The sequence below is a fragment of the Pseudomonas sp. MF08875 genome, assembly GCF_059862525.1.
Genome location: NZ_JCBCUW010000024.1, coordinates 37,907 through 56,414 on the forward strand (window position 1 = coordinate 37,907; position 18,508 = coordinate 56,414).

At 62.7% G+C, this 18,508-nt stretch carries 20 protein-coding genes; 8 read left to right on the forward strand and 12 right to left on the reverse strand.

Going from position 1 to position 18,508, the window contains the following annotated elements; genetic code table 11:
* Position 1: 1 nt before the first annotated feature.
* The 6 genes from pepN to AC19YT_RS15620 are packed head-to-tail and all read right to left on the reverse strand — an operon-like array spanning position 2 to position 6,524.
* Positions 2 to 2,659 (reverse strand): aminopeptidase N, encoded by a 2,658-nt coding sequence (pepN, locus tag AC19YT_RS15595; RefSeq protein WP_500610567.1) that lies wholly within the window; start codon positions 2,657 to 2,659, stop codon positions 2 to 4.
* 12 nt (positions 2,660 to 2,671) lie between these two features.
* Positions 2,672 to 3,502 carry a DUF2797 domain-containing protein gene (locus AC19YT_RS15600; protein ID WP_095109774.1) on the reverse strand — a complete coding sequence of 277 codons (831 nt, stop codon included), beginning with the start codon at positions 3,500 to 3,502 and terminating at the stop codon, positions 2,672 to 2,674.
* The gene (locus AC19YT_RS15605) at positions 3,499 to 3,759 is read right to left on the reverse strand and encodes a YeaC family protein (protein WP_095109775.1); all 261 of its coding nucleotides are present in this window, start codon (positions 3,757 to 3,759) and stop codon (positions 3,499 to 3,501) included. Before AC19YT_RS15605 ends, AC19YT_RS15600 begins: the two co-directional genes overlap by 4 nt.
* Positions 3,760 to 3,793: 34 nt before the next feature.
* Positions 3,794 to 4,666 (reverse strand): rhomboid family intramembrane serine protease, encoded by an 873-nt coding sequence (locus AC19YT_RS15610; RefSeq protein WP_095109776.1) that lies wholly within the window; start codon positions 4,664 to 4,666, stop codon positions 3,794 to 3,796.
* Complete coding sequence (locus AC19YT_RS15615) at positions 4,663 to 5,637, reverse strand: metallophosphoesterase (RefSeq protein ID WP_500610594.1); 975 nt, start codon at positions 5,635 to 5,637, stop codon at positions 4,663 to 4,665. Before AC19YT_RS15615 ends, AC19YT_RS15610 begins: the two co-directional genes overlap by 4 nt.
* Complete coding sequence (locus tag AC19YT_RS15620; protein ID WP_095109778.1) at positions 5,634 to 6,524, reverse strand: NAD(+) kinase; 891 nt, start codon at positions 6,522 to 6,524, stop codon at positions 5,634 to 5,636. Before AC19YT_RS15620 ends, AC19YT_RS15615 begins: the two co-directional genes overlap by 4 nt.
* Before the next feature lie 101 nt (positions 6,525 to 6,625).
* Between AC19YT_RS15620 and AC19YT_RS15625 the strand changes: the two genes are divergently transcribed.
* Both AC19YT_RS15625 and AC19YT_RS15630 read left to right on the forward strand, forming a co-directional pair.
* Positions 6,626 to 7,561: a DUF1853 family protein gene (locus tag AC19YT_RS15625; protein ID WP_500610568.1), complete on the forward strand. Its 936-nt coding sequence runs from the start codon at positions 6,626 to 6,628 to the stop codon at positions 7,559 to 7,561.
* Between the two features lie 58 nt (positions 7,562 to 7,619).
* Positions 7,620 to 7,838 carry a DUF2970 domain-containing protein gene (locus AC19YT_RS15630; protein ID WP_095109780.1) on the forward strand — a complete coding sequence of 73 codons (219 nt, stop codon included), beginning with the start codon at positions 7,620 to 7,622 and terminating at the stop codon, positions 7,836 to 7,838.
* Positions 7,839 to 7,844: 6 nt separating this feature from the next.
* Here AC19YT_RS15630 and AC19YT_RS15635 read toward each other — a convergent pair whose 3' ends face one another.
* Positions 7,845 to 8,927 carry an ABC transporter substrate-binding protein gene (locus AC19YT_RS15635; protein WP_095109781.1) on the reverse strand — a complete coding sequence of 361 codons (1,083 nt, stop codon included), beginning with the start codon at positions 8,925 to 8,927 and terminating at the stop codon, positions 7,845 to 7,847.
* 478 nt (positions 8,928 to 9,405) lie between these two features.
* Here AC19YT_RS15635 and AC19YT_RS15640 point away from each other — a divergent pair, with 478 nt between their 5' ends.
* Positions 9,406 to 11,064 (forward strand): nitrite/sulfite reductase, encoded by a 1,659-nt coding sequence (locus AC19YT_RS15640; protein WP_500610569.1) that lies wholly within the window; start codon positions 9,406 to 9,408, stop codon positions 11,062 to 11,064.
* Positions 11,048 to 11,542: a DUF934 domain-containing protein gene (locus AC19YT_RS15645; RefSeq protein ID WP_095109783.1), complete on the forward strand. Its 495-nt coding sequence runs from the start codon at positions 11,048 to 11,050 to the stop codon at positions 11,540 to 11,542. Before AC19YT_RS15640 ends, AC19YT_RS15645 begins: the two co-directional genes overlap by 17 nt.
* 63 nt (positions 11,543 to 11,605) lie before the next feature.
* Here the strand turns inward: AC19YT_RS15645 and sohB are convergent, their stop codons facing one another.
* Positions 11,606 to 12,628 (reverse strand): protease SohB, encoded by a 1,023-nt coding sequence (sohB, locus tag AC19YT_RS15650; RefSeq protein ID WP_500600289.1) that lies wholly within the window; start codon positions 12,626 to 12,628, stop codon positions 11,606 to 11,608.
* A gap of 207 nt (positions 12,629 to 12,835) precedes the next feature.
* Here sohB and AC19YT_RS15655 point away from each other — a divergent pair, with 207 nt between their 5' ends.
* From AC19YT_RS15655 to AC19YT_RS15670, 4 genes are all read left to right on the forward strand, one after another.
* Positions 12,836 to 13,546, forward strand: a complete 711-nt coding sequence (locus tag AC19YT_RS15655; protein WP_095109785.1) for a histidine phosphatase family protein — start codon at positions 12,836 to 12,838, stop codon at positions 13,544 to 13,546.
* Positions 13,547 to 13,597: 51 nt separating this feature from the next.
* Complete coding sequence (locus tag AC19YT_RS15660; protein WP_095109786.1) at positions 13,598 to 13,912, forward strand: SCP2 sterol-binding domain-containing protein; 315 nt, start codon at positions 13,598 to 13,600, stop codon at positions 13,910 to 13,912.
* A 109-nt stretch (positions 13,913 to 14,021) separates the two neighbouring features.
* Complete coding sequence (locus AC19YT_RS15665; protein WP_500610570.1) at positions 14,022 to 14,885, forward strand: LysR family transcriptional regulator; 864 nt, start codon at positions 14,022 to 14,024, stop codon at positions 14,883 to 14,885.
* A 93-nt stretch (positions 14,886 to 14,978) separates the two neighbouring features.
* Positions 14,979 to 16,103, forward strand: coding sequence for an SRPBCC family protein (locus AC19YT_RS15670; protein ID WP_500610571.1), 1,125 nt, complete (start codon positions 14,979 to 14,981; stop codon positions 16,101 to 16,103).
* A gap of 45 nt (positions 16,104 to 16,148) precedes the next feature.
* On the opposite strand, the gene AC19YT_RS15675 is transcribed toward AC19YT_RS15670, so the two are convergent.
* From AC19YT_RS15675 to AC19YT_RS15690, 4 genes are all read right to left on the reverse strand, one after another.
* On the reverse strand, positions 16,149 to 16,382 hold the full coding sequence (locus AC19YT_RS15675; RefSeq protein WP_095109789.1) for an HP1242/YdcH family protein: 234 nt from the start codon (positions 16,380 to 16,382) through the stop codon (positions 16,149 to 16,151).
* A gap of 240 nt (positions 16,383 to 16,622) precedes the next feature.
* Positions 16,623 to 17,282 (reverse strand): DUF799 domain-containing protein, encoded by a 660-nt coding sequence (locus tag AC19YT_RS15680; protein WP_095109790.1) that lies wholly within the window; start codon positions 17,280 to 17,282, stop codon positions 16,623 to 16,625.
* The gene (locus AC19YT_RS15685; RefSeq protein ID WP_095109791.1) at positions 17,279 to 17,653 is read right to left on the reverse strand and encodes a DUF4810 domain-containing protein; all 375 of its coding nucleotides are present in this window, start codon (positions 17,651 to 17,653) and stop codon (positions 17,279 to 17,281) included. The genes AC19YT_RS15680 and AC19YT_RS15685 overlap by 4 nt, the downstream gene beginning before the upstream one ends.
* 30 nt (positions 17,654 to 17,683) lie before the next feature.
* Positions 17,684 to 18,358: a CsgG/HfaB family protein gene (locus tag AC19YT_RS15690; RefSeq protein ID WP_176465133.1), complete on the reverse strand. Its 675-nt coding sequence runs from the start codon at positions 18,356 to 18,358 to the stop codon at positions 17,684 to 17,686.
* Between the last annotated feature and the right edge of the window lie 150 nt (positions 18,359 to 18,508).

Below are 18,508 nucleotides of genomic sequence, written 5' to 3' on the forward strand. Positions count from 1 at the left end.
GTTACGCCAGGCTTTTGCTGACCACCTCGAACACGTCGCTGGACAGCTCGCCGCAAGCGCGGATGCGCTCCAGTTCGGCTTTCATCAACGCCTGGCGGGCGCTGTCGTATTTGCGCCAGCGTGTCAGCGGCGCCAGTTGCCGCGAGGCGATCTGCGGGTTGAAACCGTTGAGCTGGATCACCAGGTCCGCCAGGAAGCGGTAGCCCGAGCCATCGGCGGCGTGAAAATTGATGAGGTTCTGCCCGGCGAAGGCGCCCACCAGTGCCCGCACCTTGTTCGGGTTCTTGAGGTTGAACGCCGGGTGGCTCATCAAGGCCTTGACCCGTTCCAGGGCGCCCGGCTGGCTGCTGCCGGCCTGCACGCTGAACCATTGGTCCATGACCAGCGGGTTGTCCTTGAAGTTTTCGGCAAACACCCCCAGGGCCTTGGCTTTCTCTTCAGCGAACGGCGAGTTGACCAGCACCGCCAACGCAGTGAGGCGTTCGGTCATGTTGTCGCTGGCGTCGAACTGCTCCAGGGCCGCTGCCAGCACCTGGGGTTTGCCGCTGAGCATCAGGTAAGACAGCGCGATGTTCTGCAGGCTGCGGCGGGCAAAGTGCTCGGCGGCGGCGATGTACGGCGTGCGCTTGGACAGCTCGCGGTTGGCCTGGTAGCGCGCCCACAGGGCGTCGAACAGGCTGTCGGCCAACTGCTGGCGGGTGAATTCGCGGGCAGCGTGGATGGCGTCGATGTCCGCCACTTCGCTGATTTCGGTGAGGTAGGCCTCGCTGGGCAACGAGAGCATTTCCGCGACCATGGCTTGATCCAGTCGTTCGTCTGCCAGCACGGTGCCCAGGGCCGTGACCAGGCGTTGGTCGAGCACCAAGGCCTGGCCCTGACGGTGCTGAACGATCAGTTCCTGCAGGACCTGCACCGCCAGTTGCTGCCCCGCCTCCCAGCGGTTGAAGCCGTCGCTGTCGTGCTGCATGAGGAACATCAACTGGTCGCGGCTGTAGGGGAAGCTCAGCTTCACCGGCGCCGAGAAGCCACGCAGCAAGGACGGCAGCGGTTGCTGGGCCACGTCGACGAAGGTAAAGGTTTGTTCGGCTTCGGTCACCGACAGCACGCGGGAGGTGCCGCCCGCCGCCGCTTCACCCGCCAGACGCAGGGCAATGTCGGTGCCTTGGGCATCCAGCAGGCCCAGTTCGACCGGAATCACGAACGGCAGTTTTTCAACCTTGTCCGGGGTGGCCGGGCAGCTTTGGCGCAACGTCAGGCTGTAGGTCTGGGCCGCGGCGTCATAGTGTTCGCTGACCTCCAGGCGCGGCGTGCCGGCCTGGCTGTACCAGCGTTTGAACTGGGTCAGGTCGGCGCCGTTGGCGTCTTCCATAGCCTTGATGAAGTCGTCGCAGGTCACGGCTTGGCCGTCATGGCGCTCGAAATACAGGTCGCTGCCCTTGCGGAACCCCGCCTCGCCCAGCAGGGTGCGGAGCATGCGCACCACTTCCGAGCCCTTCTCGTACACAGTCAGGGTGTAGAAGTTGGAGATTTCGATAAAGCTGTCCGGGCGTACGGCGTGGGCCATGGGGCCAGCGTCTTCGGCGAACTGGTGGGTGCGCAGGTAGGCCACGTCCTCGATGCGCTTGACCGTGCGCGAGTTCATGTCCGCCGAGAACTCGGCGTCGCGGAACACCGTGAAACCTTCCTTGAGGGAGAGCTGGAACCAGTCGCGGCAGGTCACGCGGTTACCCGACCAGTTGTGGAAGTATTCGTGGGCAACCACCGCCTCGACCCGCTGGTGCGCGGCGTCGGTGGCGGTTTCGGCGCGGGCCAGCACGCAACTGGAGTTGAAGATGTTCAGGCCCTTGTTTTCCATCGCGCCCATGTTGAAGTCGTTGACCGCGACGATCATGAAGATGTCCAGGTCGTACTCACGGCCGTAGACCTCTTCGTCCCAGCGCATGGACTTCTTCAGGCTGTTCATGGCGTGCTGGCACTTGTCGATGTTTTCCGGCTCGACGTAGATGCGCAGCGCCACGTCGCGCCCGCTCAGGGTGCTGAAACTGTCCTCGACGCACCACAGGTCGCCCGCCACCAGGGCGAACAGGTACGCCGGCTTCATGAACGGGTCTTCCCAGGTTGCCCAGTGCCGGCCATCGTCCTGCGGGCCGTTGCCTACAGGGTTGCCGTTGGACAGCAGCACCGGGTAGCGATGCTGTTCGGCGATCACGGTGGTGGTGAAGACGCTCATCACGTCCGGGCGGTCGAGGTAGTAGGTGATCTTGCGAAAGCCTTCGGCCTCGCATTGGGTGCAGAACATGCCGCCAGATTTGTACAGGCCTTCGAGCGCGGTGTTGGTCTCGGGGTGGATGCGTACGCTGGTGTCCACCGTGAAGCGCTCGCTGGCCGGGTGCAGGGTCAGGTGGCTGTCGCTCAACTGGTAGTCGGTGGCGCCCAGGTCCTGGTCCGCCAGTTTCACCGACAGCAGTTCCAGTTGCCGCCCGTCCAGCACCAGCGGCGGCAGGCCGGCGCCACGGGCCGGGTTGCGGCGCATCAGCAGTTGCGCATGGACCAGGCTGTGGTCCTCGAACAGCTCGAAGGTCAGGTGCGTCTCGTCGATCAGGTACTCGGGCGCCTGATAGTCCTTCAGGTAGATCATCTTCGGTTGTTCGGTGCGCATGGGGCAGTCCTTCTACTGATGCACGGCGAGCTGATAGGCCGTGTATTTACGGATATTGATGACGCCGGTGTCGAAGATCAGGTACTGGCCCTTGATCCCCATCAGCGTGCCTTCGGCAATCGGGTTCTTGTCCAGGTTGAAGCTGACGATCTTGGCCGGGTATTGCTCCACCGGGTAGCGGATTTCAAGGGGTTCGACCCCCGTCACCGGCTGAATTGCCTGTAGGCCGAAACGCGCCTGCAACGCCTGGATGCCTTCGGCGCAGGAGGCGAACAACTGCTCGCGCACCGCGGCAAGGTCCACCGGCGCCGCATCGCCCTTGAGCAGTGCGCGCCAGTTGGTCTTGTCCGCCACCTGGCTGCGCAGCAGGTCTTCGACAAAGCCCGATTGCTGGCGGGTGGCGACGCGCATGATCGGTAACGCCTGGCTTGCGCCCTGGTCGAGCCAACGGGTCGGCAACTGGGTGGCACGGGTGATGCCCACCTTGACCCCCGAGGAGTTGGCCAGGTAGACGACGTGGTCGGTCATGCAGAACTGCTCGCCCCAGGACGGCTCGCGGCAGGTGCCGGCGTCGTAGTGGCAGCGCTCGGGGCTCATGATGCACAGATCGCACTGGGCCAGTTTGGTCATGCACGGGTAGCAGTAGCCCTGGCTGAAACTGGTCTTGGTCTTGCGCCCGCAATGGGTGCAATGGATCGCCCCCAGGTATTCCAGGCGCACGGTGGTGCCAATCATGGGGTTGACCGGCACCTCGGCGTCGCCCAGGCGAAAGGCATATTGCACGGCCGGCCCGTCGAGGCGCGCCGACATCTTGCTGATTGCACCGCGGCCAATCTCGATCAATGGATGGCGTCCGACTTGAACAGCAGGTTGGGCACCGGCTCGGCCTTGGAGGCGCATTCCTGGGTGCCCATGTAGCCGGTGTGCTGGTCTTCGGGCAGGTTCTGGATTTCCCAGGCGATCATGGCTTGCAGCGACAGCTCTTTCTGCTCGGGGGTCAACTTGCCGCCGTCGGACCATTTGCCGATCTCCACCGCGGTTTTCAGGCTGAGGTAGATTTGCGGGGTGATGTTTTTAATCATTTCGTTGAAAGAGGACATCAGGTTCTCCGTGCTCGTGATTGAAATAGAGGGTTCAAGCGGCCTGTCTGCGGCGGTTGAAGGCACCGCCCACCAGGCCGGTCAGGCAACCGATCAGCAACCCGCCAACGTGGGCAGCGTTGGCGATCGCGCCGAAGCCGATCATAGAGACCAACCCCGACAGGCACAGCAGCAGCCACACCAGCATCATCGCCAACACGCCGCGCGGCAGGCGATACGCCGGGTTCGGCGCCAGCAACTGGTAGATCCAGCAATGCCCAAGCAAGCCGTAAAGCACGCCGGAAAGGCCACCGAACAGGCTCGGGCCACCAAACAGGTATTGCGCGTAATTGGACACCAGGCTGAACAACAGGGTCAGGCCCAGCAGGTTGATCGCGCCCTGACGGGCTTCGATACGGCGCCCCAGCTCCCAGTACCACATGCCGTTCATGGCCAGGTGCAGGATGCCAAAGTGGATCAGCATCGGTGTCACCAGGCGCCACCACTGCCCCGCCGCCAGGCTCTCAGCGAGGGGCGTGAACAGGATGTAGTCACCCTCGATACGGTAGTCGAGGAAGGTCAGCCAGCTCATGGTGTGCAGGTTGTCGCCCAGCAGGGTGACGCCCGCGACGATCAGGCTCAGCAATAGCACCAGCGCCGTCACCGGGCTGTGGCGCAGTTGCGCGATAAACCCTGGGCGCCGGGCCGCGGGGGCCGCCACAGGGATGTCCAATTGCTGTTCGGGGTCGCCCGCCGGGAAGCGCTCATACAAAGAACGCACGTCCTCGCTGATCTCCACCGGCGCCCACAGCACTTGTTCGCCGCCCTCCTCGCTGACCCGGTGCGGCACGCCCATGCGTTGCAGCAGCTTGACGAAACCGCCCAAGTCCACCGCCAGGGGCAGGCGCAGCACGGCCACGGCAGTCATTGCAGTACCTCGGGACGTTCGACATCGACCCAGACGAACTTGCGTGGGTCGAGGCGGGTTTCCTGGTCCAGGCGATAGGCCACAAGCTTGCCGTAGAGCACCGCGCTGTAGTCCAGGCAGGCCAGGTTCGGGCGGATCGGTGCCGGCTTGCCGCTGCGCCAGTAGTGGCCGACGAACAACAACGGTTCGTCGATGCCGTAGCGCAACAGGGTGTCTTTCTGGGTCGGCGACAGGGGCGTCTGGGCCACGGGGTCGGGTAGCGCGTCGGGTTGGAACACGATGTCTCCGTAGGTTTGCGGGTCGTCTTCCCAAAATTTGGTGCGGAAGAACGCCCGGGTCAGGCCATCGCCACTGGTCATGGTCAGGCCATGGGGCAGGCGCATGTCGGTGCCGCGCAACAGGCGATCGAACACCGTGCAGGCAAAACTGCCAGGCACGGCGGCGGCCTGGAGGAAATGCTCATCGATACAGCCGTCAGGGTGCTGAGCGCGCAGCGGCGCGATCAAGCCGGCGTCCCAACAGGCATGCACCACGCGAAAGCGCCCGGCATCGACGAACAACGGCATCTGGTAGAACCAGCCGAGGAAGTCGTGCCAGTCGCCAGGGTGATGGACAAATTGGTTCAGGGTCTCAGCGATCAGGCGTGCGTGCCGTGGGGTGTGTTCGCGCACGAACCGTTTGCCGCTGCCCGGCGGCGCCGGCGTGCTCCAGCCCAGGGCGTTGAACTCGTGGTTGCCCATGATGCACAGCGCCTGGCCGGCCTCGACCATGTCGTGAACCAGGTGCAACGCCTCGCGGATACGCGGGCCACGGTCGATCACATCACCCAAGAACACCGCCATGCGCGAGGGGTGGCGCCAGATCCCGCCCAGTTTGTGATAACCGAGGCGGTCGAGCAGGTGCTCCAGGGTGTGGGCGCAACCGTGTACATCACCGATCAGGTCATAACTGCGCGCGGGATCGAGCATCAGTCGCCTCCACCACCCAGCCGGCTGCCCCAGCCGAGCTTGGTCCGGCACACTTCGTAGTAGTTGTGGTCCAGCGGGTGGATCAGGCGCAGCTTCTGGGATTTCTTGCTGACGGTGATGGTGTCGCCCGGCGCGCAGGTGAAATGGTTCTGGCCGTCGCAGGACACCTGCGGGTAGATCTGCATGTCCTTGGACACGACGATTTTCAACTCGCTGTTGCCATCAACCACAATCGGCCGCCCAGACAGAGTGTGGGGGTACATCGGCACGATCACGATGGCGTCGAGCTTGGGGTGCATGATCGGTCCGCCCGCCGACAGGGCATAGGCCGTGGAGCCGGTGGGCGTAGCGACGATCAGGCCGTCGGCCTTTTGGCTGCAGACGAACTGGCCGTCTATATAAAGCTCGAATTCGATCATGCGCGTCGATTTGCCGGGGTGCAGCACCACGTCGTTCAGCGCATCGCCCTGGCCGATGGCTTCGCCGTGGCGGCGCACTTCGGCTTGCAGCAGGAAGCGGTTTTCCACCAGGTAGTGGCCGTCGAGCACTTCGGCGACCTTGATTTCCAGCTCATCGGGGCGGATATCGGTCAAGAAGCCCAGGCTGCCACGGTTGATCCCCAGCACCGGCACGTTATGCCGCGCCAGCGCCCGGGCGGCGCCCAGCAGGCTGCCATCGCCGCCGACCACAATAACCATGTCGCAGACTTCGCCCAGCATCTTGCGCGAGGAGGTTTGCAGGCCATGGCCGGGCAGGACTTCGGCAATGGTGTCCTCGAGGATCACGTGCATGTGCCGTTCGAGCAGAAAGCGTTTGAGCCGGCGTACCGTGTCGAGAACCTGAGAACTGCCCAGGCGACCGATAATGCCGATATTGCGAAATTGCTCCATGGGGCTCCTGCAGGGTTCGGGGCAGCAAAAAGAAGGGATTATGGGCGAAAGCGCGCCGCAGACAAAACTCTTTCCCCGGCATAAAAGACTATGCTCGCACAATGATCCTGTTTCCCGACTTGCTCAACCTCCCCCGACAGTTGCGCCACCCCCGGGTCCGCGACCTGGCCTGGGTCATCCTCGCACCGCCGATGCTGGCGCAAACCCCATGGCCCCAACGCCATCCCCTGGCGGGCAGCGACTGGGTGCACACACCCGGCCAATTGGCCGATTGGCTGCACAGCCTCGATGCAGAGCCAGCGGCGTTGCTGCATTGGCTCGACCTGCACCCTACGCGACGCCTGGGGGTGTACTACGAACGGCTCTGGCAATTTGCGGTGCAGCAGGCGCCCGGCATTGAACTGATCGCCGCCAACCTACCGATCCGCCGCGAAGGCCACACCTTGGGCGAGCTGGACATGCTGCTGCGCGACCGCGACGGCGTGCATCACCTGGAGCTGGCGATCAAGCTGTATCTGGGCCCACAACAGGGCGACGGCCAGGATGCCGCGCAATGGCTGGGGCCGGGCTGCCACGACCGACTGGACCGCAAACTGGCGCACCTGTGTCAGCACCAACTGCCCATCTCATCGCGGGCAGAAAGCCGCGAGGTGCTGGCGGCCCTGGACATCCAGCCTCTCACTGCGCATCTGTGGCTGGGCGGTTATCTCTTGTATCCGTGGCCCGGCGTCGCTCAGCCCCCCAGCGGCGCCCATCCCCTGCATCTACAAGGCCGCTGGCTGCACCAACGCGACTGGCCCGCATTCGCGCGCCAGAGCCCTCCCGGCCGCTGGCAACCCCTGCCCCGCCACGCCTGGCTGGCGCCCGCCCACTACAGTGCCGAAGAGGTCTGGGACAGCGAGCAACTCCACGCATGGCTGCTTGAACTGGCCCCACAGGCACCCGCGCAACTGCTGGTGCGCCTGAGCGAGACCGCGACAAACCAGTGGGAAGAAGCCGAACGCCTGTTCCTCGTCGCCGACCAGTGGCCGGCCTGAAGCCGCCACGCAGGGCTGGTCTATGCTTGGGGGCACCCACCCGACAGACGAGGGATGTATGGACGACCCCATCGACAATAAGCCGCCCAGTTTCTGGCAGATGCTGCACAGCGTCATGGCGGCGGCGTTCGGCGTACAAAGCGGCAAAAACCGCACGCGGGACTTCACCCATGGCAAACCCAGCCACTTCGTGGTGCTGGGCATTCTCTTTACCGCCGTGTTCGCCCTGACCCTGTTCGGCATTGTCAAACTGGTGCTGCACCTGGCCGGGCTTTGATTCGGTTCAGTGCATCAGGGTTTGCAGGCTGAACGGGTAGCGATAGGACAGCGGCCGCCCCTTCGCGGAGAAACTGCGGAAATCCACGCCGTATTGGGGGCTGCTGCCCAGCGCCAACAAACGTTGCGCCAGTGGGCGACTAATCAATTGCAACAACCGCGCCTGGCGATCGCGGCCCCCGTAGCGGCGAAAATCCACCCCCTGGTCATAGTCATACAACTGCACCAGGGCCCAGCCACCGAGGCTGAAGTGCCCGCCCACCAACACACTCAGGCGCCCATCCAGCAACGCCTGTAACGCGGGCGGTGACGTATTGACCGCACTGAACAGCGCGCCCTGCCCGGGCTTGCCGCCCGTCTCGGCGTACGCCTGCATCGCACCGAAGGCCATCTCATCATTGGCCGACCACACCAGCGAAACCCCCGGATAGCGCTTGAACAACATCCGCGCCTGCTCATAGGCGCGCTCATGAGTCCAGGCGCCATACACCAACTGGCGCAAACGCACCTCAGGGTGCTCGGCCAGGGCCCGCATCATGCCCTTCTCACGCAATTGCGCCGACGGGGTGATCTTCAACCCGGAAAACGCCAGCAACTCGATGGTCTGGCCCTTGGCGACGCGGGGATGTTTGCGGATCAGCTCCTTGAGCATCAGGTAACCGCCCTCCTCGTCGTTGGACACCAGGCTACCGAGCCAATCGGGGTATTTGCTCTCCAGGTCGCCCAGCAAGCGTGTCTGGTCGGCGGTCAGCGAGTTATTGACGATAAACAGCTTCACCCCGCTGCCCTGGGACAGGCGCAGGATTTCCGGGGCCACATACTGTTCATTGACGAACACCAGGTAATCCGGACGGTCCGGGCCTTGCAGCGCCTCGCGGGCCTGCTGCAGGTTGAGTTGGGGTTGGCGCTCGGAGTAGAGGATCTTGAGGTCCATGCCCAGATCCTTGGCGGCCGCCTGCATGAATTGCGAGTAACTGACCCAGAAAATCTCCTTGCTCGTCCCCGGATTGAGGAACAGCACGGAAGCCGCCTGCGCACAGGGCATCCAGGCGCCCAGCGCCAGCAGCACAACGCAATATAACTTGGACATGGTGATGCGAGCCCCGGAAATTAGCCGTGCATGATAGCAAGCCAATAGCCAACCACTTGCACAATAATTGCCGTTTTTGTCCGACAATCGTCGGGAAAGGGCCCGTAGATAGGGAGTTACTGGTGGCTGACCCAAAAAATCGCGGTCGAAACCACCAGGATTATCAGGAAGAGAATGGCCCATGCATCGACACTGCTATCGCTTTTCCTGGCCTTGGTAGGGTTGCTCATTGCATCGCCTCTTGTCGGTTTTATCGGTGAGTGCATTAACACGCCACCACAGTTAAGCCGACGATTGCCCCCACCACAAATACGGGTATGGCAATAATCAGTCTCATTAGGCGATTTGGTTCTTTACATATACTAAAACATCACTTTTACGCATAACCATGAACTGTTATCTTGCGCCGGCTCCGTTGGGAGTGCGCGGCCGTGCGCGCAGATGTGCTGTAGCTAAGCAGCCTGAGAACAGGACTTATATGTACGTATACGACGAGTACGATCAGCGGATCATCGAGGACCGCGTCAAGCAGTTCCGGGATCAGACCCGACGCTATCTGGCAGGCGAGCTGAGCGAAGAAGAATTCCGCCCCCTGCGTTTACAGAATGGCCTCTACATTCAGCGTTTCGCCCCGATGCTGCGGGTAGCGGTGCCTTACGGCCAACTGACTTCGCGCCAGACGCGGATGATGGCCAAGATCGCTCGCGACTACGACAAGGGCTACGCCCACATCAGTACCCGGCAGAACGTGCAGTTCAACTGGCCTGCCCTGGAAGACATCCCCGACATCCTCGCCGAACTGGCCACCGTGCAAATGCACGCTATCCAGACCAGCGGCAACTGCCTGCGCAACGTCACCACCGATCAGTTCGCCGGCGTGGCCGCCGATGAGCTGGTGGACCCGCGCCCCTGGTGCGAGATCGTGCGTCAGTGGACGACCTTCCACCCCGAGTTCGCCTACCTGCCGCGCAAGTTCAAGATCGCCATCAACGGCTCGACCTCGGACCGCGCCGCCATCGAAGTGCATGACATTGGCCTGGAGCCGGTGCACAACGCTGCGGGCGAACTGGGTTTTCGCGTACTGGTCGGCGGCGGCCTGGGCCGTACCCCGGTCGTCGGCGCGTTCATCAATGAGTTCCTGCCCTGGCAAGACCTGCTCAGCTACCTCGACGCCATCCTACGGGTCTACAACCGCTACGGGCGTCGCGACAACAAGTACAAGGCGCGCATCAAGATTCTGGTCAAGGCCCTGACACCTGAAGTCTTCGCCCAGAAAGTCGACGCCGAGATGGAACACCTGCGCGGTGGCCAGACCACCTTGACCGACGCCGAAGTGCACCGTGTTGCCCGCCACTTCGTTGACCCGCAGTACAAGGCCCTGGCTGACCACGGCGGCGAACTGGCCGAATTGGACAAACAGCACCCAGGTTTTGCCCGTTGGCGCGTACGCAACACCCTGGCCCACAAAAAACCGGGCTATGTGGCCGTAACCCTGTCGCTCAAGCCAACCGGTGTGGCGCCGGGCGACGTCACCGACAAGCAACTGGACGGCATCGCCGATCTGGCCGAGCGCTACAGCTTCGGCCAACTGCGCACTTCCCACGAACAGAACATCATTCTGGCGGACGTCGAGCAGAACCAATTGTTCAGCCTGTGGACCGAACTGCGCGAGCAGGGCTTCGCCACGCCGAACATCGGCCTGCTGACCGACATCATCTGCTGCCCGGGTGGCGACTTCTGCTCCCTGGCCAACGCCAAGTCGATCCCCATCGCCGAATCCATCCAGCGCCGTTTCGATGACCTGGACTACCTGTTCGACATCGGCGAGTTGGACTTGAACATCTCCGGCTGCATGAATGCCTGCGGCCACCACCATGTCGGCCATATCGGCATTCTCGGCGTGGATAAGAAAGGCGAAGAGTTCTACCAGGTGTCCCTGGGTGGCAGTGCCAGCCGTGACGCCAGCCTGGGCAAGATCCTCGGCCCGTCTTTTGCTCAGGATGCGATGCCCGACGTGATTTCCAAGCTGATCGACGTCTACGTGGAACAACGTACCGAAGACGAACGCTTCATCGACACCTATCAACGTATCGGCATTGACCTCTTCAAGGAGCGCGTCTATGCAGCGAATCATTAAGAACAACGAAGTCGTCGACGAAACCTGGCACTTGCTGCCCAAGGACGCGAGCTTCGACGGCATCTCCAACTGCGACGACCTGATCGTGCCGCTGGCCCTGTGGCGTGAGCACGGCCACGCCCTCAAGGCCCGCGATGGCGGCCTGGGCGTGTGGCTGGACGCCGACGAGGAAGCCGAGGAAATCGGCGAGGACGTGGGCCATTTCCAGGTCATTGCCCTGAACTTCCCCGCCTTCACCGATGGCCGCAACTACTCCAACGCCCGTCTGTTGCGTGACCGCTACGGCTATAAAGGCGAGTTGCGGGCCATTGGCGACGTGTTGCGTGACCAACTGTTCTACCTGCACCGTTGCGGTTTCGATGCCTACGCCCTGCGCGCCGACAAAGACCCCTACGAAGCCCTTGAAAGCCTCAAGGACTTCTCGGTGACCTACCAGGCCGCCACCGACGAACCGCTGCCGCTGTTCCGTCGCCGCTAAGCCTGCGCCCACAAAAAAGCCCTGGACCGCCACCGCGACCCAGGGCTTTTTTACACCCGGCGTTTACCAGAAACGCTGCTGGGTCAACCGGCTCCACCAGCTCAGGAGCACGCGGTCCACCGAGCCGCTGGCTGCCATGCCAATGCGTTCCTGCAGGCTTTTACGCTCGGCGTAATGCAGGTGGAACAGCTCGCAGGTTTTCGCCCGTTGCGCCAGGTATTCGTCACTGGTTTTCAACTCGTCCACCAGTTGCTTGTCGAGGGCCGCGACGCCCAGCCAGACTTCGCCGGTGGCCACTTCATCGATGGCCAGTTGCGGGCGGTAGCGCGAAACGAAGTTCTTGAACAGTTGATGGGTGATATCCAGGTCTTCCTGGAATTTTTCCCGACCCTTTTCGGTGTTTTCGCCGAACACCGTCAGCGTGCGCTTGTATTCACCCGCCGTGAGCACTTCAAAGTCGATGTCGTGTTTTTTCAGCAGACGATTGACGTTGGGCAACTGCGCCACCACGCCGATGGAGCCAAGGATGGCAAAGGGCGCACTGATAATCTTCTGGCCGATGCAGGCCATCATATAGCCGCCACTGGCCGCGACCTTGTCGATACACACGGTCAGTGGAATACCCGCCTCGCGGATGCGCGCCAACTGCGAAGAAGCCAGGCCATAGCTATGAACCATGCCGCCGCCGCTTTCCAAGCGCAGCACCACTTCGTCCTTGGGCGTGGCCAGGGTCAACAGCGCGGTGATTTCGTGGCGCAGGCTGTCGGTGGCGGACGCCTTGATGTCACCGTCGAAATCCAGGACGAACACCCGCGGCTTGGTATCGGGCTGTTTCTTCTGCTTTTTCTCGGCCTTGCCCTGGGACTTGCGCAGCGCCTTAAGTTGCTCTTTGCCCAGCAGCGTCTGCTCCAGGCGTTCGCGCAGGTCCTTGTAGAAGTCGTTGAGCTTGCTCACTTGCAACTGCCCGGACGCCTTGCGCCGGCCCTTGCTGCGCAGGGCGGCGAAACTGGCCAGGACCACCAGAATTGCGATCACCAGGGTCACGGTTTTAGCCAAAAAACTTGCATATTCGGCAAGAAAATCCACGGATGCTCCTTATATAAGCGGTGCGGCGCGACGCACTCTGCCGCGCAAGGCCCCAGCATACCCACGCGACCGGTCGACGGCCAGCCGCGAAACGCGGGGCAGCCAGTCTCCAACGGGCATTTCAAACAAGCGTATGTTTTTTCATTGACAGCTCTTCGCCATCCCCATAACCTCGCCCCACTTACAACGTACCGGGACGACGCGGACGTGGGCAGCATTTACCTGATTCGACATGGCCAGGCCTCCTTCGGTGCAGACGACTACGACGTGCTGTCGCCGACCGGTATTCGCCAGGCAGAAGTGCTGGGCAGCCACCTGGCGCAACTGGGCTTGAGCTTCGATCGCTGCCTGTCCGGCGACCTGTTGCGCCAACAGCACACCGCCCGTTCGGCACTGGAGCAATTCAGTGCAGCCGGCATGCCGATACCGCCGCTGGAAATAGACCCGGCCTTCAACGAATTCGACGCCGACGCCATCCTCCGTGCCCTGCTGCCCGGCCTATTGCCCGATGAGCCCGAAGCCCTGCATATCCTGCGCAACGCCGTGCAAAACCGTGGCGAGTTCCAGCGCATCTTTGCCCTTATCATCAGCCGCTGGCTCAGCGGCACCTACGACACCCCGGGCCTGGAAAGTTGGCTGGGGTTTGTCGGGCGGGTCCAGGGCGGGTTGCAACGTATCCTGGAGCAGGCCGACGACACCCAGAAAATCGCCGTGTTCACTTCCGGCGGCACCATCACGGCCCTGCTCCACCTGATTATCCAAGTGCCTGCCGCGCAGGCCTTTGAACTGAACTGGCAAATCGTCAACACCTCGCTCAACCACTTGAAGTTTCGCGGTCGCGAGGTTGCCCTGGCTTCCTTCAACAGTCAGACCCACCTGCAACTGTTGAAGGCCCCGGAACTCATCACCTTTCGGTGAGTGCCGGCTTACTGTGACCCTTGTTGCAATCAACCCTAAAAGGATCGAACCATGACCTCCGTAGCTGACGCCGTACAAGCAATGAAAGCCAAGTTCAACCCATCCGCCGCTGCGGGCCTGGACTTGGTGTTCGGTTTCCGTATCGATGAAGAAAAGAACTTCTCCCTGGTCGTCAAGGACAGCACTTGCGAGCTGCAAGAAGGCGTCAACCCTGACGCTCAGGTGACCCTGGTGATGGACAGCGAAACCCTGCAAGGCATCGTCAGCGGCGAAACCGACGGCATGCAGGCCTTCATGGGCGGCAAGCTGCGCGCTGAAGGCGACATGATGCTGGCGATGAAACTGAGCGAACTGTTCCCAGCCTGATTCCCTGGCCGGCCAACAGCGAATCCCGCCCTTGTGGCGGGATTCGTGTTTCTGGGCCTGCCCGGCGCCTTGGCCTACAATGGCCGCCCCCTTGCCGACCTGAAACCCCATGGACATCGACCTCGCCCGCACTTTTCTGGAGATTGTCCGCAGTGGCAGCCTCGCGGCCGCCGCCGAAAAGCTCCACGTCACCCAGACCGCCATCACCGCTCGGGTGCAGAAACTCGAAAGCCAATTGGCCAGCACTCTTTTCGTGCGCAACCGCGCCGGTGCGCGCCTGACCGCCGACGGCGAAGCGTTCGTGGTCTACGCCAATCAACTGGTGCAGACCTGGGAAGCGGCCCGCCGTGACCTGCCGCTACCTGACGGCTATCGCAACGTGCTGCACATCGGTGGCGAGGTGAGCCTGTGCAACCCGCTGATGCTCAATTGGGCCCGGGCGCTGCGCGAGCACATCCCCGGCCACGCCTTGCGCACGGAAATCCGCGACGGCGAGCACCTGCTGCGCCAATTGGAGCTGGGGGTGCTGGACGCCGCGCTGGTTTACCAGCCGCAGTACTGGCCGCGTTTGCAGGTGGAGCAGTTGTTGGAGGAAAAGCTGATCCTGGTGCGCCTGGTCTCCCGGCCCGAACCCTATGTGTACGTCGATTGGGGCGAGGATTTTCGCCGCCAGCATGACGCCGCGCTGCCGGAACGGGCCCGCGCCGCGCTGAGTTTCAACCTCGGCCCGCTGGCTCTGCAGTACCTCCTGGAAAACGGCGGCAGCGGCTACTTCCGTACCCGCGTGGTGCAAAGCTACCTCGACAGCGGCGTGATGGAGCGCGTGCCCAAGGCTCCGGAATTCAGCTACCCGACCTACCTGGTGTACTCGCGCGACCGCGACTCGGCCACCCTGCAACAGGCGTTCGAGCTGCTGCGGGCACTGGTGCGGGCCGACAACGACTGGTCACAGCGCTGGGACCCGATGATCTGAGGTGTCCGCTTGTGGCAACCCTGGCCCCGCCATTGGCCGAGGAGGCGAACCGGGGCTAGGCTGCTGTCACTGTGCCCACCTGCGGAGCGTACCGTGAACCCCACCACCCAAGCCTTTCGCCAGCGCTATCGTGCTGGCGTCCACCCGCGCTACAACCCCTGGTTGCACGGTGGTTTCGTGCTGGCATTCGGGTTGCTGGCCATTGTTTTTTTTGCCAACACTCTGGAGCAGGTCAGCGTCCTGCAATGGCTGGCGCTGCCCGCCACCTTGCTGTTGTTCAACCTGGGCATTTACCTGGTGCACCGCTACCTGGGCCACCATAAACGGGGCTGGGCGCGGCTGTTCTACGCCCGTCACACGGGCGATCACCACAGTTTTTTCAGCCCCGGCCACATGACCTACGACAGCCCCCGGGACTGGCGGGTGATTCTGTTCCCGGCCTGGCTGATCGTCGCCCACAGCCTGCTGATAACCCTACCAGCGTGGTGGCTGTTGCAGTACTGGGACGCCAACGTGGCCGGGCTGTTTGGCGCGGGGATGATTCTGGGCTACCTCAGTTATGAAGTGTTCCACGCCTGCGAGCACCTGCCGCCCGAACACAGGCTGGCGCGCCTGCCGTGGATTCGCCAAATGCGCCAACTGCACGCACTGCATCACCGCCGCGAGCTGATGCAGGGGCGCAACTTCAATATCGTTTTGCCCCTGATGGACTACCTGTTCGGCACCCTACACTGGGAGCCGGATGACACCCACTCGCCAAGCAGCACCATGACCTGCCTCCAGCATCAGGTCGACATCCCGCACCCACCCCAAGCCGTGCTGGCCTATGCCAGCAGCGTCAGCCAATGGCCGCAGTGGCACCCCTCATCCCTGCGGGTCGAGGCGCCACCCGGGCCGCTGGCGGTCGGCGCACATTTCGAGGAAGACATCCACGCCGGCGGGCGCGCCGGGCACCTGAGCTGGGAGGTACACGAATACTTGCCCGGCCACCGCTGGGTAGCCCACGCCCACGGCGAAGGCCTGCACCTGCGCCTGACTTACGAGTGCCAGCCCACCGCGAGCCTGGGCACGCGGTTTATCCGCACCCTGGAATATCGCTTCAGTAGCAGGTGGATGCGCCTGGCCAACCGGCTCTTGCTCAAGCGGCGGATCGAACGGGAATCGGCGGCCTCGATGCTGGCCTTGCGGGACGTGGCACAGCGTGCATTGGCAGGGTAGAAACAGCAGGCGGGGCCATTTGGCCCCGCCCTGGGTGGAACGAATTCAGGAAGGTGCGACCAGGCGCTGGGAAATTTCATCCTTGAGGTTCACTCGCTTCTCCTTGAGCTTCTTCAGCTCTTCATCGCTGCGGGCCTCAGCCTCGGCCTGGAGCACTTGTTTATCGAGGTTGGCGTACTTGTCGATCAGTGCATCAAGATGCGGATCTTGCGCCCGACGTCCTTGAATCTCGTCGTGCGAGCGGTTCAAGTCCTGGCACAGGTCATGTTTCACCGGCATGGAACACCTCCGTCTAGTGATCGGAAGCCAGCACAGGGCATCGTGCTGGCCAGTCAACAGCATGGCCTCGGCGATGACCTTCTGTCGACCTCCCATCAGACCAGCGGCCCTTTTAACCCTGTAGCAAGCGGGCTTGCCCGCGCTCGGGTGCGCAGCGGCCGTAAAAATCCGCCAGGCGCCACACTGCTGGAGGGCTGCTACGCAGCGCAGCGCGGGCAAGCCCATTTGCTACATACGGGGTCAATCGCTGCCGTACTTGGGCGAACGCGGGCCGTACAGCAGGCCGGCAGGTTGCCCGGCCGAGAGCAGGCGCTGGCTGGCGACGCCGGCAATCGGGTGCCCAGCGTCAGTGGAGCTGTTGATGACCTGCTTGACCGCAGCGGTAATCAACATGCCCACCAACCCACCGGCGTTGGCGTTGTTGCCCTCCTCGCTCGAAGCCCGGGCAGTGCCGGTCCACAGCGCGGCGCCGGTGCGCAGGTCCACCAGGCGAGCGCTGGCAGTCACGGCGGTTTCGCTGGTAATCAGCATGTAGCTGGTGCCGTATTCCTTGACCGTGATGTACAGCGCCGCGTCCGCGCCAAAGATCTCTTGCAGCTTGGCCGGCGACACCTGGTGGATATCGCCTGGGGTGTTGAGGCCGTTTTGCTTGAAGGTCTCGTCCACCAGGGCGATCGGCATCACGTAGTAGCCGGCCTCGGCCAGCGGGTACGTGACCTGGGACAGCAGGCTGTAGGTGGCTTTGACATCCGGCGACTCATTGAGTGGCGGCAGCACCAGGATAGTCTTGGGGCGGCTCTGCTTGAACGCCGAGTAATCCACCGTCTTGGGCGTCGCGCAGCCGCCCAGCAAGGCCAGGGCACACAAGCCCACCAGGGTTTTAACCATGCGCAGGCTCATTTGGCGTCTCCGGTCTTGGCGTTCTTGAGCAAAAAGTCCATGTACGGCCCCGATTCGGGGAACAAGGCTTTTTCGGTGCGCAGCTGCTGCACCATCTGGTCATCCTTGCCCATGCTCAGGTACAGCATGCCCAGGTGGGCGTGGTAACCCGGCGGTGCCTTGTTGCCGGTGGAGGCGATTTTCTGCAAGTCGCGCTCCAGGGCTTCGGCCTGGGCCTGGGCAGGCTCTTCGCCCTTGAAGTACTCGTACACCTGGGGTTGGTAGCCTTCCCATTGGTAGAGGGTTTTCGGGGCGCTGGCACAGCCGCTCAGCAGCAGGGCAGCGGCCAGCGCGCAGGCCGGCAGCGCCCGTGAAGTCTTGATAAAGCCCATTGCGATGAAACTCCCTGTGTTCGCCACGTATCAGTTCGAAGGTTTCCAGGCGCCGGCATCGATGCCTTCGACCAAGCGATTGATCGCCTCGCGCATGGCCAGGTCGAGCACCTTGCCATTGAGGGTGGAGTCATAGCTGGCGGTGCCGCCAAAGCCGATGATTTCGCGGTTGGACAGTTCGTACTCGCCCGCGCCCTGGGTCGAATACACCACTTCCGAGGTGCTGATGTTGACGATGTTCAGGTTGACCTTGGCGTAGGCCACTTGGGTCTTGCCGCGCCCGAGGATGCCGAACAACTGGCGGTCGCCCACTTCCTTGCGGCCGAACTCGGTGACGTCGCCTGTGACCACGAAATCCGCGCCCTTGAGGCGTTGGGCCTGGCCCTTGAACTGGGCTTCCTGCTGGATTTCGCCGAGGTTGTCGCGGTCCAGCACATTGAAGCGGTTGGTCTGCTGCAGATGGGTAATCAGGATGGTCTTGGCCTGGCCACCGAGCCGGTCCACGCCATCGGAAAAAATCCCGCGCATGTAGCTGGAGCGGTTATCGAACTTACCAACGGCCATCGGTACACGCACGCCGGAATACACCCGGCTGGCGCTTTCGACCTTGGTCACCGTCAGCGCGCGGGAGCTTTCGGTGGCGCAGCCACCCAAGGTGCCCAAGGCCGCGACGGCAAGACCAGACAACAAAAACCGCGAGATCATTCTCACTGTGCACTTCTCCTGAAAAACCAATAAAGGGTGACGTCCTGGACGAAACCGCGGGCGATTATGACGAGATACCACCCGTGCGCACAGAAAAAAAATCATTCGCACTTCTCAAAACCTACAAAAAAAACGCCCAGAAAAGCCTGC

Excerpts from the sequence above, each read along its gene's own strand:
- pepN (WP_500610567.1), bottom strand. The coding sequence starts at position 2,659 with ATGCGCACCGAACAACCGAAGATGATCTACCTGAAGGACTATCAGGCG.
- AC19YT_RS15605 (WP_095109775.1), bottom strand. The coding sequence starts at position 3,759 with ATGTCCTCTTTCAACGAAATGATTAAAAACATCACCCCGCAAATCTAC.
- AC19YT_RS15610 (WP_095109776.1), bottom strand. The coding sequence starts at position 4,666 with ATGACTGCCGTGGCCGTGCTGCGCCTGCCCCTGGCGGTGGACTTGGGC.
- AC19YT_RS15620 (WP_095109778.1), bottom strand. The coding sequence starts at position 6,524 with ATGGAGCAATTTCGCAATATCGGCATTATCGGTCGCCTGGGCAGTTCT.
- AC19YT_RS15625 (WP_500610568.1), top strand. The coding sequence starts at position 6,626 with ATGATCCTGTTTCCCGACTTGCTCAACCTCCCCCGACAGTTGCGCCAC.
- AC19YT_RS15630 (WP_095109780.1), top strand. The coding sequence starts at position 7,620 with ATGGACGACCCCATCGACAATAAGCCGCCCAGTTTCTGGCAGATGCTG.
- AC19YT_RS15635 (WP_095109781.1), bottom strand. The coding sequence starts at position 8,927 with ATGTCCAAGTTATATTGCGTTGTGCTGCTGGCGCTGGGCGCCTGGATG.
- AC19YT_RS15640 (WP_500610569.1), top strand. The coding sequence starts at position 9,406 with ATGTACGTATACGACGAGTACGATCAGCGGATCATCGAGGACCGCGTC.
- AC19YT_RS15645 (WP_095109783.1), top strand. The coding sequence starts at position 11,048 with ATGCAGCGAATCATTAAGAACAACGAAGTCGTCGACGAAACCTGGCAC.
- AC19YT_RS15660 (WP_095109786.1), top strand. The coding sequence starts at position 13,598 with ATGACCTCCGTAGCTGACGCCGTACAAGCAATGAAAGCCAAGTTCAAC.
- AC19YT_RS15665 (WP_500610570.1), top strand. The coding sequence starts at position 14,022 with ATGGACATCGACCTCGCCCGCACTTTTCTGGAGATTGTCCGCAGTGGC.
- AC19YT_RS15675 (WP_095109789.1), bottom strand. The coding sequence starts at position 16,382 with ATGCCGGTGAAACATGACCTGTGCCAGGACTTGAACCGCTCGCACGAC.
- AC19YT_RS15680 (WP_095109790.1), bottom strand. The coding sequence starts at position 17,282 with ATGAGCCTGCGCATGGTTAAAACCCTGGTGGGCTTGTGTGCCCTGGCC.
- AC19YT_RS15685 (WP_095109791.1), bottom strand. The coding sequence starts at position 17,653 with ATGGGCTTTATCAAGACTTCACGGGCGCTGCCGGCCTGCGCGCTGGCC.
- AC19YT_RS15690 (WP_176465133.1), bottom strand. The coding sequence starts at position 18,358 with ATGATCTCGCGGTTTTTGTTGTCTGGTCTTGCCGTCGCGGCCTTGGGC.